Source organism: Dyella lipolytica (genome assembly GCF_030160075.1).
Classification (GTDB): Bacteria; Pseudomonadota; Gammaproteobacteria; order Xanthomonadales; family Rhodanobacteraceae; genus Dyella_B; species Dyella_B lipolytica.
Genome location: NZ_BSNQ01000003.1, coordinates 539,249 through 552,514 on the forward strand (window position 1 = coordinate 539,249; position 13,266 = coordinate 552,514).

Annotated in this window: 9 protein-coding genes; 7 read left to right on the forward strand and 2 right to left on the reverse strand. The window is 56.7% G+C overall.

Going from position 1 to position 13,266, the window contains the following annotated elements; translation table 11 throughout:
- The first annotated feature begins 135 nt into the window (after nt 1-135).
- Both QQL64_RS04105 and QQL64_RS04110 read left to right on the forward strand, forming a co-directional pair.
- Complete coding sequence (locus QQL64_RS04105; protein ID WP_345782624.1) at nt 136-483, forward strand: hypothetical protein; 348 nt, start codon at nt 136-138, stop codon at nt 481-483.
- A gap of 193 nt (nt 484-676) precedes the next feature.
- On the forward strand, nt 677-1,447 hold the full coding sequence (locus QQL64_RS04110; RefSeq protein WP_284396116.1) for a TIGR00266 family protein: 771 nt from the start codon (nt 677-679) through the stop codon (nt 1,445-1,447).
- 185 nt (nt 1,448-1,632) lie between these two features.
- Here the strand turns inward: QQL64_RS04110 and QQL64_RS04115 are convergent, their stop codons facing one another.
- Nucleotides 1,633-2,634: a cytochrome-c peroxidase gene (locus QQL64_RS04115; RefSeq protein ID WP_284396118.1), complete on the reverse strand. Its 1,002-nt coding sequence runs from the start codon at nt 2,632-2,634 to the stop codon at nt 1,633-1,635.
- A gap of 79 nt (nt 2,635-2,713) precedes the next feature.
- On the reverse strand, nt 2,714-3,220 hold the full coding sequence (locus tag QQL64_RS04120; protein ID WP_284396121.1) for a hypothetical protein: 507 nt from the start codon (nt 3,218-3,220) through the stop codon (nt 2,714-2,716).
- A 283-nt stretch (nt 3,221-3,503) separates the two neighbouring features.
- Here QQL64_RS04120 and QQL64_RS04125 point away from each other — a divergent pair, with 283 nt between their 5' ends.
- From QQL64_RS04125 to QQL64_RS04145, 5 genes are all read left to right on the forward strand, one after another.
- Complete coding sequence (locus tag QQL64_RS04125; protein WP_284396123.1) at nt 3,504-6,683, forward strand: IPT/TIG domain-containing protein; 3,180 nt, start codon at nt 3,504-3,506, stop codon at nt 6,681-6,683.
- An 81-nt stretch (nt 6,684-6,764) separates the two neighbouring features.
- Nucleotides 6,765-12,098 carry an RHS repeat-associated core domain-containing protein gene (locus QQL64_RS04130; protein ID WP_284396125.1) on the forward strand — a complete coding sequence of 1,778 codons (5,334 nt, stop codon included), beginning with the start codon at nt 6,765-6,767 and terminating at the stop codon, nt 12,096-12,098.
- 17 nt (nt 12,099-12,115) lie between these two features.
- Nucleotides 12,116-12,610 carry a hypothetical protein gene (locus QQL64_RS04135; protein WP_284396127.1) on the forward strand — a complete coding sequence of 165 codons (495 nt, stop codon included), beginning with the start codon at nt 12,116-12,118 and terminating at the stop codon, nt 12,608-12,610.
- A 91-nt stretch (nt 12,611-12,701) separates the two neighbouring features.
- Nucleotides 12,702-12,950, forward strand: a complete 249-nt coding sequence (locus QQL64_RS04140) for a hypothetical protein (protein WP_284396129.1) — start codon at nt 12,702-12,704, stop codon at nt 12,948-12,950.
- Nucleotides 12,951-12,994: 44 nt separating this feature from the next.
- Entirely contained in the window at nt 12,995-13,201 is a 207-nt protein-coding gene (locus QQL64_RS04145; protein WP_284396131.1) for a hypothetical protein, read from the forward strand.
- Nucleotides 13,202-13,266: the final 65 nt, after the last annotated feature.

A 13,266-nucleotide genomic window follows, 5' to 3' on the forward strand; every position in this document is an offset into this window, starting at 1 on the left:
CTGCTCACATAGCCACTTGCCCCGTACTTACCCTCGCCCAAAGCGGAACGATTGACCTCCGCCAGGGTCTTTATGGGTCTCCATCGGCAACACGTTTCGCTGCTGATGACACGTTGATTCAGAGAGGATGACACCATGTCCCCGATTGCGCTGATCACATTAAAACCTACCTCTTGCCTGTGCCCGCTGGAGACCTTTATAGCCTGTGCTCACCAGATGCTCGACCCAGTCACTCCCGAGCCAGTGCTGTGCGCGATGGAGCCCAAACTGCTGGCGCAATTGCCTGCACTACGGGCGCTCGGAGTGTTTGAGCTCTTTGAAGTACGCGACCCTTCCTTACGCGCATGGCTGGACGACGAACTGGCCAAGCTCGTGGCACCCGCCAGTGTCTTCGGCATCGATGAAATCGGCGACAGTACGGCGACAGCCCAGCCGGTGTTGCTGCATGCGCATGATGACGCAGTGGCCGAAAGCGGCTCGTAACATTTGTGTGAGCGGCGCTGAAAAGTGCAGCCGCTCTCGATGGGTTGGCCATGGCAATTCGACTGCCCCGGGCAGTTCCGCTCGGCATCGTAAGGCGTAATATCCGCAGGTCATTGCCGAACTGCCGATAGTCTCCCGACGTCCAGTCGCCTGGGTGACGTACCGGCCACCATTCCCATCAGGAGAACTCCCCATGCAGACCCGCATCCAAGGCACGGTGATGCCTGTTCTGGAAGTGCAGCTTGATCCCAACGACAGCGTTTTCGCCGAGAGCGGCGAGCTTTCTTGGATGACCGCATCGGTTCAGATGACCACGCACACCCAGATGGGAGGTGGTGGGGGCCTATTGGGTATGTTCAAGCGCGTGGTCGGCGGCGGCAGTTTATTCATGACCGAGTACCGCGCCGTGCAGGCACCGGGAGAGGTCGCTTTTGCCACCAAGGTGCCCGGCCACATCGTGCCGGTGTCGGTGAGCCCAAGCAACGAGTACATGGTGCATCGGCATGGCTTTCTCTGCGCCACGCCGCAAATCACTATAGGCGTGGGCTTCCAGCAGTCACTGGGTGCCGGCATTTTCGGCGGCGATGGTTTCATGCTGCAAAAAGTCGGCGGCACCGGCACAGCGTGGTTGGAACTCTCAGGCGAACTGATCCGGAAGGATCTGGCACCCGGCGAAACCTTGCGCGTTCACCCCGGCCACGTCGGTGCGTTCCAGGCTTCGGTAAGTTTTCAGATCACCACCGTCCCCGGCATCAAGAACGCGATCTTCGGCGGCGACGGCATCTTCCTCGCTGCGCTTACCGGTCCCGGAACCGTGTGGCTGCAGACGCTACCCATCTCGCGCCTGGCGCACCAGATTGCCGAATATCTACCGAGAGGCGAGAGCGGCGGCGGGCGAGCCATCGTGGGCGGCGGTCTGCTCGGAGGTATCGTGGGTTCGATGTTGAACGGCGACAACAACTGATCCGCAGCAGAAATAAGAGAACCAGTATCAGGTGAACTTATTCTTGATCAGACAGATCTTCTGATACTGAGTGTGGCGAATAAGATCACTCAATAAAAAACGCCCGGCAAGTTCATTGCCGGGCGTTTTGCTTTGTGGTGGCATCTATCTGACTATCGGTTGAAAGCCTTGGGCACAATACTCTTTTACAAAGCTTGAAGAAAAACCTTCAGATCCTGATGTTCCTCAACGGTCAGGTTGAGGGGGTAACCGGTTTGCAGGCTGCGGTAATACACCTCGCGGTCGATTGCGTCATCCAGTGTGGCGACACTGCCGTCATGCATATACGGGGCGGTCGAAGCTACGCCACGCAACGAGGGCGTACGAAAGAGACCGATGTCTGCCGGATTTTGCGTCACGTTGAAGCGCCCGAGTTGTGCTTCGTCGGCATGCGTCGCCACGCGATCACCGATGGCGGCACCCTGGAGCGAGCGCTCGATAATGGCTTGGGTAAGGGTCGGTAGGTTCGCATTGACCGCATCCAGCCCCACACCGGTGCGGTGATAGGCGTGATCCGTCAACGTCGGTGGAGAACCTTGGAGTAAATGGCATTCAGCGCAGTGGCCTTTGCCCTTGAAAATGGCCAGACCAAGTCTCGCGCGTGGGCTAAGCTCGGTGGGGTCGCCTTGCAGGACGTAACGGTCATATGCACTTTCGGGCGATTTCAGGGAGCGCAGATACGCCACCAGCACGGTGGCGACTTCGTGGGTTGTGATCACCGACTTGATGTCGGGAAATGCCTGCGCAAATGCGTTGCGATACTCCACGTTCTGCTCGATCTTCTGTATGAGTTCCGCCTGGCTGTGCAATCCCATTTCAACCGGATTGGTGAGCGGATCGAGCACCGCCTGCTCCAAGGCAGCGCGCCGGCCATCCCAAAAGAATGCGTCAGCTTTGGATGCGTTGATGGTTGCCAAGCTTGGCGTATTACGTGTGCCGGTGCGCCCGTAAACGCCTATTGCGACGGGGCGCCCATCGGTGTACGCCTTTTCAGGCACGTGGCACGAAGCACAACGGATCGTGCTGTCGGCACTTAGCTGCGGATCGTTGAAGAGTTGCTTGCCCAGGGCAATCCGCAGTGAGGTCTGCGAGGTCGGGTTGGATCTTCCGAAAGCGTTGTGGCTTTTCAACGCGAGCGCGACCAGCACCAATATGGCCATAAGCCCAATCAGGCAGTACGTATACGTGTGCGACGACTGCCGCATGGCCTTGTCAAAAGAAAAAGGCTTACATGGAAACAAAGCGTACGGTGGCACCGCTCGACTCGAGCGCACTGGTGACTCCTGGCTGCTCGGAAGCTTCACTGACCACCATGACTACGATGCCCTTCATAGCATCTGCCTTTAGTTGCTTGGATACCGCGGTGATAAACGCGGTGGTTTGCGCAGCATCGGGGCCGCCTACAATCAGCATACCCCCAGGCATCAAAATAGGGCCGATGCTATGCACAACAGAATCGGTTTCATTCTGCCGACGTGCACTCGCCCCGACACTGTTACCTGCGGGGATCACATATATGTAGGGACGCATGCCGACATCCTTGCCGTGAAGCTTGCCCTGCTCGGCGAGGTAGTTGCCCCAGGTGTTCTCGTCGGCGGTTGTTGCAGGTTTGGCTGGGCCATTAGATGTGTTCAACGCTGCGTTGGTCGACCCATCCGTGGGTGTGGAGTGATGACAACCGGCCAAAGTCAAGCCTAGTGCGCCGATGCAAACAAACAGTCCCGACCGATTCATGTATTCCCTTTCAATAAAATAGCGCTCCCGTGCCGGCGAATGCGAAGCGTGAGATCGGGTGGCACTCTAGGTGCAGCCGTAACCCGATTCATTAAACCCTATTCCTACCAACGGTGACTACCCTCATCTCCATCACAAAATCATCACGTAATTTTGTGATGCTATTGACAAAGTTAGTCAGCGCAATCAAGAGTGCATGTAGGGAAAGGGGCGGCCCGAAGGGGCCTCACGCGTTGAGATCAAGCCAGCCGTTTCTGCGAGGGAACGGTCAAGGGACGTTCGTATGGAATCGTGGGGCAATCGTAGGCATGCCGCCGGTGTGGCTGACAAGGCGCGTAACGGTATCGGGCACCAAGTTCTACGTCAGTCAAGCGCGTTCTTGCGAGCCTTGAGCGGCTGGCTACTCTGCGGCGCCATGCTCTGGTTAGCCATCGCCCATGCGCAGACCAGCTATGTGCGTGATGCCAACGGGCGCGTCGTTGCCGTCACGCAGAGCAACGGTACCAGCGTTCAATACGGTTACGACGCCTTGGGTCATGTGGGCTCGATCAGTGCACCCATTGCAGCAGCGCAGTTGGCCATCTTTGCATTCACTCCCGCGCAAGGCGAAGCCGGTACGCCGGTGACCATCGACGGTCAGGGTTTCAGTAGCACGCTTGCCAACAATAGCGTGAGCTTCAACGGTGTGCCGGCAAACGTTATCTCGGCGTCCGCTACGCAGCTGGTGGCCACCGTTCCCGCCAGCGCGACGAATGGCCCGATCAGCGTCACCGTCGGCAACCAGAGCGTTACCAGCACCTCGTCGTTTGTGGTCGATCCCTATACGTTCAACCAGAGCTATGCCACCCAGACGTCTGGCCAGGGCGTCAACCTGACCTTCAACGCTAACGCAGGCGACAATCTGGAATTCACGTTGACCAATATCAACGTGGTCGGTGGCAGCCAGAATGCGGTGAACGTGGCGATCTACAACCCGGCAGGAACGCTTATCGAGAGTTACAGCTGCAACGCTTCCTCACCCCCGGGTGCAGATTGTCGAGAGGAACTTTGGAATTTAGCGGCTGGAAACTATTCCGTTACCGTGACGCCATCCTCAGGCGGCACCATGAGTTTCCATGCGCTGCTGCAAGCCGACGTGATCGGGCCAACGCTGACAGCCAGCGTACCGACTTCGATCAATGTGGGGACCGGTCAGCTCGAACGCTTCACGTTCAATGCTACCGCGGGCGAAACGGTGGCGCTGAATCTATCCGGCGTCAACACAACACCGGCCGGGGAGTGCGTCTTTGTCGCCGTCTTCGCACCGAATGTCAGTGCGATCACTCCGACCGACATCTACACCTACATGTGCACAGCGAGCTCAGGCATTCTTAACCTGCCGAGCCTACCGGCCACTGGCACCTACACGGTGATGATCGACACAGCTAGCGGCGCGCCCATCAGTGGCGCACAGCTAACCTTGATACCTGGCGTGACGGGTACGGTACCCGACAATGGCTCGAGCCAGAGTTACACGGCGAATGCGCCGGGTCAGAACGCCTATCTGACATTTATTGCGAACGCTGGCGACAACCTGGAATTCACGTTGAGCAACATAAGCGTGACAGGTGGCAGCAGCTCATTGAACGTAAACATCTATAACGCTGCAGGTGCGCAAATAGCCAGCAGTAGCTGTTCCGGCCCCAACCCCGGTTCGGATTGCCGAATATACTTATGGAACATGGCCGCGGGTACGTATTCGGTCGTCGTGTCGCCAGCAGGCGGTGGCGTCATGACGTTCAACGCGTTGTTGCAGCCGGACATCGTAGGGCCAGCACTAGCAGTTAATACGCCAACCGCCATCAATTTGAGTACCGGTCAGGTCGAGCGATTCACCTTCAGTGCCACTGCCGGTGAAACGGTAGCGTTGAATCTCACGGGCGTGAGCACCACCCCGGCGGGGCAGGCTCTCTACGTCGTCGTTTATCGTCCCGACGTCGGAACGATCACCCCGACTAACTATTACACTTATTTCGACACCAGCGGCTCGCAGATATTGAATTTGCCGAATTTGCCAGTCGGTGGCGTCTACACCGTCGTTGTTGATAACGCCGTGGGTGCTCCGGCCAGTGCGCAACTGACGTTGGTGTCGGGCATCACGGGGACAGTGCCCACCAATGGAACTAGCCAAAATTACACCACTAACGCAGCGGGCCAAAATGCCTATCTGACATTTACCGCGAGCGCCGGTGCGAACCTGGAATTTGCATTGAGCAACATCAGCGTGGCGGGTGGTAGTGATCAATTGGGCGTCACCATCTATAACTCTGCAGGCACACAGATCAACAGCAGTAGCTGTTCCGGTACCAGCCCCGGTTCGGACTGTCGGATCTATTTATGGAACATGGCTGCCGATACGTATTCGGTGGTCGTGGCGCCGGCGGGTGGCGGCATCATGACATTCAACGCGCTGCTGCAGCCGGACATCGTGGGGCCTGCATTAACCGCTAACACGCCAACCACGGTCAATTTGAGTACCGGTCAAGTCGAGCGACTGACATTCAATGCGACCGCAGGCGAGACGGTGGCGTTGAATCTCTCAGGCGTGAGCACGACACCAGCGGGACAGGATCTCTACGTCGTCGTCTATCGCCCCGATGTGGGGACCATCACGCCGACCGATTACTACACCTACTTCGACACAACGAGCTCGCAAATACTGAATCTGCCGAATCTACCCGTCAGTGGTACCTACACGGTCGTGGTGAATAGTACGGTCGGCGTTCCAGCGAGTGCACAACTAACGTTGGTATCGGGCGTCACCGGCACCGTGCCCAGCAACGGCACAAGCCAGAGCTACACCGCGAATGCGGCGGGTGAAAACGCGTACCTGACGTTTACCGCGAATGCCGGCGACAACCTGGAATTTGAGCTTAGCAACATCAGCGTGACAGGCGGCAGCAGCCAATTGAACGTGACCATCTATAACGCTGCGGGAACGCAGATAGCCAGCAGTACCTGCTACAGCACCAACCCCGGTTCAGATTGCCTGACGTTTTTATGGAACATGGCTGCGGGTACGTATTCGGTCGTCGTGGCGCCTGCGGGTGGCGGCATCATGACATTTAATGCGTTGCTGCAACCGGATATCGTAGGACCGGCGTTAACCGCGAATACACCAACCACGGTCAGTTTGAGCACCGGTCAAGTCGAGCGATTGACGTTCAATGCAACCGCGGGCCAGACCGTGACGCTAAGCCTATCCGGTGTCACCACGACACCAACGGGGCAGGGCGTCTACGTCGTCATTTATCGTCCCGATGTAGGAACGATCACGCCGACCGACTTCTACAGCTATTTTGTCACCGGTAGCTCGCAATCACTGAGCCTGTCGAACCTGCCAGTCAGCGGTACGTACACGATAGTTGTGGATAGCACAGTCGGCGTACCAGCCAGTGGGCAACTGACGCTGACAACTCAGTAGGCGCGGACGGTTACGGCGAATAGTGGCATGGGTTGCACCATGGATTTACGCAACGGGGAATCTGCAATGAAGGCGATAGGGATGGCTCAGAACCGAGTAGGGTTGGCAAGTGTTGTCGGCCTGGCCATCTTGAGCGCCATGGCGTTGGCGCTTCCGCCCCCTGCATCACCCGAGCGCGTGACGACTGTGGGTCACGCGTATGTATTGCCCGCATCGGCACGCGTGAGCCACACACTGCTGGCTGATGGCCGCGTGCTCGAAGTGCATGGTGCCGAAGGAACCGCCTATTTGGTGGATGGCGACACACGTCTCAAGGTTATCCTTCCTGAGAAACGCCGCTTTGCGTCAGTAACGGTGATGCCCAATGGCCTGGTGCTGCTGTGGGGTGGTGTCGATGAACATGGCCAAGTGCTCGACAGCGGCGAATGGTTCAATCCCGATACGCAGCACTTCGTGCGTACCGGTGTACTGGGATTGCCGGCACGTGCAGGTCATACCCTGTCCGTGCTGACCGATGGCACGCTGCTAATGACCGGCGGCTGGTCGACCGATGGCATGCCTGCGACGACGGCCGTGCTCTGGCAAGAAGCGTCCCATCAAGCGACCACCTTGCCAAATATACCTGCCATCACGCGCGTCGATGCTGCAGCGGTGCTACAGGCAGACGGATCTGTGCGCATCGACGGCGGCGTCGATAGCCAGGGCCATGCTATGCACAGCGCATGGCGGTTCCAACCCAACGGAATGCGTTTGCGTGACGCGGTGACCTCCACCGTATCCACCACGACAGCGATCACCGACACCTTGCCGGCGAAGGACACCAACACCGCCTCCATCCATGGTCCGCTCGTGCTTCGCTTTGCGGAGCCGGTCGATCTGCAGCAACTGAACAATCACACCGTGACTTTGCTGGGTCCCGAAGGTACCGTCGCGGTGCATGTGTACGGCACTGAAGGCGGGCGTCTCGCCTTCGTGCAATTGCCAGATGATTTGTATCCCGGCTCTCGCTATACGCTGTTCGTGAAAGGGCTGCACACGGCCAGCGGCGCGACGGTGCCCTTTAGCACGGTGGGTTTTACCACGGTGAGTACCGATGCCACCGGTGTAGTCGTGGCTGGGCAGGGAGGACGTCCGGCGGCCAATATGTCGGAGTCAGAGCCCACGCAACCTCCGCTGTATGTGATGGCCGGTGGTGGTCATGCGAATTGCAGTGGTGATCAGTTATGCCGGGCGCATAGCTTTATCCATGATGGTGCGTTCTATCCCGGCAAGAACAATGCCCCAGATTTCACGGGCGCTCACTGGCGTCTGTACGCCCCATATCAGCGCCTGCCCGATACGCGTGCGTTGGAAGCGTCCTTGCCCAAAGGGGCGACAGCGCTGATCGGCCAAGTGCGCCAGATCGATGAAACGCCCGTGGCCAACGTCGATGTGAGCATCGGTGGTATCAGAGGTCGCACCGATGCCCACGGTGTCTTCGTGTTGCAAAACGTACCAGCCGGTAGACAAGAACTCTTCGTGGACGGTGGCTCGGCGAGTCATGGCGAGGTGAAGTACGGCCGGTTCTTAGTCGGTGCGGACATCAACGCCAAAACCATCAGCCACATGCCGTTTGTGATGTATCTACCGCGCGTTCTGCCGCGTGATGAGATCACGCTGCCGGCACCCACCACGCGCGAAGTAGTGCTTACTCACCCGGATATGCCAGGCCTTGAGTTGCACATCCCGGCTGGTGCGGTGTTTAAAGACCGCGATGGTCATGTGTTGACGCACATCGCACTGGTCCCCACACCGGTGGATCATGCGCCGTTCCCGCTGCCCGACAACTTCTCGATGTATTTCACCATCCAGCCGGGCGACGCGGTGGTGCAAGGTTTGACACCCGAGGCTGCCAAAGGCATTCGGGTGGTGTACCCGAATTACGGTCAGGCGAAAGCCAACTCGCAAGGCGATTTTTGGGTCTATAGCGTTAAAGAAGGTTGGCAGATGTACGGTGCCGGTCATGTCACGGCAGACGCCCAGCACCTGGCGCCCGATCCGGGGGTGACGCTGGCCTGGGCCTTGGGTGCGGGCGCTTCACAGAGCAGCGCCAATGCGGCGACTTCGCAAAAGGCGAATAACTGCGCAAAGGGTCAGCCGATCGACCTACAAACGGGCATCATGTTCCACGAATGGAACGACATCGCGATCAACGATGTATTGCCATTAACGGTTACGCGCGCGTACACCTCCGCCGACCCCAATTCGCATGCCTTCGGGATCGGCGGCAATGCCAACTTCGGTATCCATTTGTGGAGCGCCAACGGTGTAACGACATCTATGGCGCTGGTACTGCCTTGCGGCGAAGGCATCACCTACAACCAGATTAGCGGCAATGACAACTGGCCGCTGACCGGTTCGGTTTGGGAACACACCGGCACGGATTCGGCTTTCTATGGTTCGAATATCCAGTTTTTGCAGGATACCACCCCACTGGGTGCCCACTGGATTCTGACGATGAAGGACGGTACGCAATACGCCTTCACTCGCCACATTCCCAACTCGCTGTCCTGGATTCAGGACCGTTACGGTAACCAGATCCAGTTCAACTACAACGGCGGCCTGATTGATCAAATGGTCTCGCCGAGCGGCCGCTCGGTTACATTCAATTACGACAGTGCTAACCGCATCACCAGTGCGGTGGACAACAGTGGTCGTACGATCAGCTATGCCTACAACAGTGCCGGTGACCTGGCCACGGTGACCTATCCCGACCAGACCAACGAGCAATACACCTACGATAGCAACAACCGCATGCTCACCATGCAAGATCGGCGCGGGCATGTTTGGGTCACCAATCAGTACGACACCAATGGTCGTGTCGTCAAACAGACCTACGCGGACAGCACGTTCTATCAATTTGCCTACACCACAAACAGCAGCAATGTTGTTACGGCGACCACGGTGACCGACCCCAACGGTAACCAGGGGCAGGTAGCGTTCGATCCGGTTAGCAGCTATCCGTCCAGCATCACGGAGGGCTATGGCACATCGCTGGCGCAGACCACAACCTTCACTCGCGAGGCATCGGGTTTGGTTGACAGCCAGACGGACGCACTAGGACGCACCACCGCTTACACCTATGACGCACTTGGCAATGTACTTACCAAGACGGCGTTGTCCGGTACATCCAATGCAGCGACCACAACGCTCACGTACACCTCGGCCTATAACCAAGTCGCCACAGTAACGGATCCACTGAGTCACACCACAACGTTCAGCTACACCAACGGCTGCCTGACTCAGATCACTGATAGCCTGAGTCACAGCACCACTATCCAATGCAACAGCGCGGGCCAACCAAACTCAGTGCAGGATGCCCTGGGACACACGACCACCTTTGCGTATCTGGGTTACGACCTGCAAAGTGTCACTGATGCGTTGAGCCGCACGACGAGCTATGTCGTGGACACGCTGGGTCGCCGCGTCGCCACCCGCGATCCGCTGGGTAACGTGACGCTAAGCCAATACGACACCAATGATCGCGTTACCGCGACAACAGATGCACTCAATCAGACGACTTCGCTCAGCTATGACGGTAACGGCAACCTGCTGACCGTAACCTTGCCCAATCAGGGCGTGATCACGAGCACCTACGACAACCGCAATAGACGCATCACGCGCACCGACGCGATGAACCAGAGCGAGTCGTGGACCTATGATGGGATGGGCAACGTACGCACGCATACGGATCGCAAAAATCAGGTGACGGATGTCAGCTACGACGCCTTGAACCGAAAGAGCCTGGTGTCCTACGCCGATGGCTCGGGCACGCAGGCCAATTACGATGCAGGGAACCGACTTACGAGCCTCGTGGACTCTATCTCAGGCACGATGAGCTGGAGTTACGATGGTTTGGATCGCGTTACCGCAACTACCACCCCGCAAGGCAGCATCAGCTACACCTACGATGCCGCGGGCCGGCGGACCGGTATGACGCCGGCGGCTCAAGCGGCGGCTACCTACACGTACGACAATGCTAATCGCCTGACGGCTATCGCGCAGGGTAGCGAGACCGTCCAGTTTGGCTACGACGCGGCCAATCGTCGAACCCTACTGACGCTACCCAACGGCGTCACAGTTAACTATGGCTACGATAACGCCAACGAACTCACCGGGATGGCCTATGCACAAGGCAATGGCACGAGCCTCGGTAATTTGGCCTACGCTTATGACAGCGATGGTCGAGTCAATACCAAAAGCGGCAGTTTGGCCACGGATGTAGCACCGACGCCCACTACGCAGACACCCACGCTCGACCTCAATGATCGGGAGACGCAGTTCAACGGACAGGCGATGACATATGACGCCAACGGTAACCTTACGAATGACGGCACCAACACATATACGTGGAATGCCAGGAATCAGCTGACGCAGATTAGCCAAGGTACCAATGTGCAGCTTGCCTATAGCTACGACGCGTTGGGTAGGCGCATTGCCAAGACCACCCAAGGCGGCATGCCGACGCAGTTCCTTTACGACGGTGCGAATGCAGTCCAAGAGACACAAGGCAGTGTGGTCAACCCGATTCTTATTGGGCTGGGGATCGATGAACGCTATGCGAGAAACGACGTCACCGGACGCACGTACTTCTTGACCGACGGATTAGGTAGCACGACCGCGCTTACCGATTCGACAGGTGCGATCCGTGAGCAGTACAGCTACGATCCGTATGGCAACGTGACACCGAGCGACACGGCGACGGGGTTCACGAATCCGTACCAGTACACGGGGCGCGAAGCCGATACCGCCGATCTGTACTACTACCGTGCTCGCTATTACAGCCCGATGATGGGCGGGTTTATCAGCGAAGATCCTGCTAGTTTTTTTGGTGGCCAGCTCACCTTCTACGGTTACGCTGGTGGGGATCCGATCATGTATCGGGATCCAAGAGGCCACGAATTGGTATTAGCTCTCATCGGGGCTGGCGTTGGTGGAGCATTCGGTCTTATAAATGGTTATCTGTCTGGCGATAGAGATTTCAATTCGTTGATGGAGGATACGGGTACAGGCGCGCTCGTTGGTCTGGTTGGAGGGCTTACGAACGGTGTTAGCTTCGCGGCCGGCTTTGCGGGGGAAGCGTCCTGGGGCGCAGTAGCGGGTGGAGTTGTTGGTCGAGCATTGTTCGCAGGCGGCGTCGAAGGCTTCCGACAGACTGTAAATAACGGTTGTGTCACGGATAACAAGGACCTCTGGCTTGCCGGGCTGTTTAGCGGTTTAGGAGACTTTGTTGGTGACTATTATGGTGCTGGGAAAGCGTTCGAGGGAGCCGGTCAAGCGGCTGCGGACAGAGCAGGGACTGCATTTGGAGGGGCGGCAGCGGGCGCGGCCCAGGCGCCCGCTGCCGGCTCTGAGGGTAATGAAGGTTCCGAGTAACATTAGAAGGCGTTGGTATGCATTTTTCTGTATTTGTCCCCCTCATGATTGCACTAGTGCTTTCATGCCTTTCCGTTAGGAGAGGCGGAGCACCTGTTACGAGCGGTGTGTATCGGTATCCAAGAGCTTTTTCTCTGGTATTGATGATAGCGACAGCAGCCATGTTTACCGTACCTCTGTGGCCCGGCATTAAATTCACTCCGTTTCAGATCCTTTGTATGGATGGATTCTTTGCCTTGTTTTTTTTGATAGGTGTCGTCATCGAATTTTTCCGCGTGAAGGTCAGCGACAATGACATCAAGCAGGGATTTTGGCCCATCAAAAATGAAATGCTGTTCAGGGATATGAGGTTGATCGAGCTCAGTGAAAAGAGAAGTGGTAGCTATGTTGCGATAACGATGAAGGACGGAAAGAAGTTTCGATTCGATAGCATGCTTGAAAGCTTTTCCTATTTTTGTCAGGACGTTGCAAAAAAAGGGCGCCAGAACAGCGTTGAAGTTACTGTGCGATAGCGGTTCCGGGTTATCAAATAAAAGGGGTCAGTGTGCTTTTCTGCTTTCGAAAATGCACTCTGATCCCTTTTATTTGAAGCGGAGAAAAAACATGAATGGTATCAAAGCAACGTTCATGTTCATCATGATCGGGGCGATGAGCTCGTTCGTCTGGGGAGCTGAAAAACCTGCTGCTCATCAATTAGTAGACTTTTTGCCAATAGATATCTCTTTTAGTTGTCAGCCAGATACGCTGCCAGCTTATCGGTCAAATTACACAAGCGCTTCGATAACTACGCCTGGGGTTGGTGCCGTCGAATGTATCGATAAAAAAACTCCATTAATAATATTTATCCACTAAAGGTCGAAGTAGTATTTAGGCGCACTTTTCAGGTTTGGTCGCTCGTGCTTGTTATCGACCCAAAAGATGCGCCTGCAGTCGAAGATCTATCGAAGAGAAATGTGGGTAAGGAAATGTTGATTGGGGTTAATCATAAAGTATTTACCAAGGGCATTCTCCAAGGTCCATTAGACGGGGAAAAAATCTACATTACCGTCGACTCGGAAAAAGTTGGTAACGATTTGACGACGCTCTTTGTTGACCCTAAATAGCAGTAACACAGGTAAGAAGAATAAACGGACCGGCAAAATATGGGGCAGAGTGCTTTTTTGAGGAT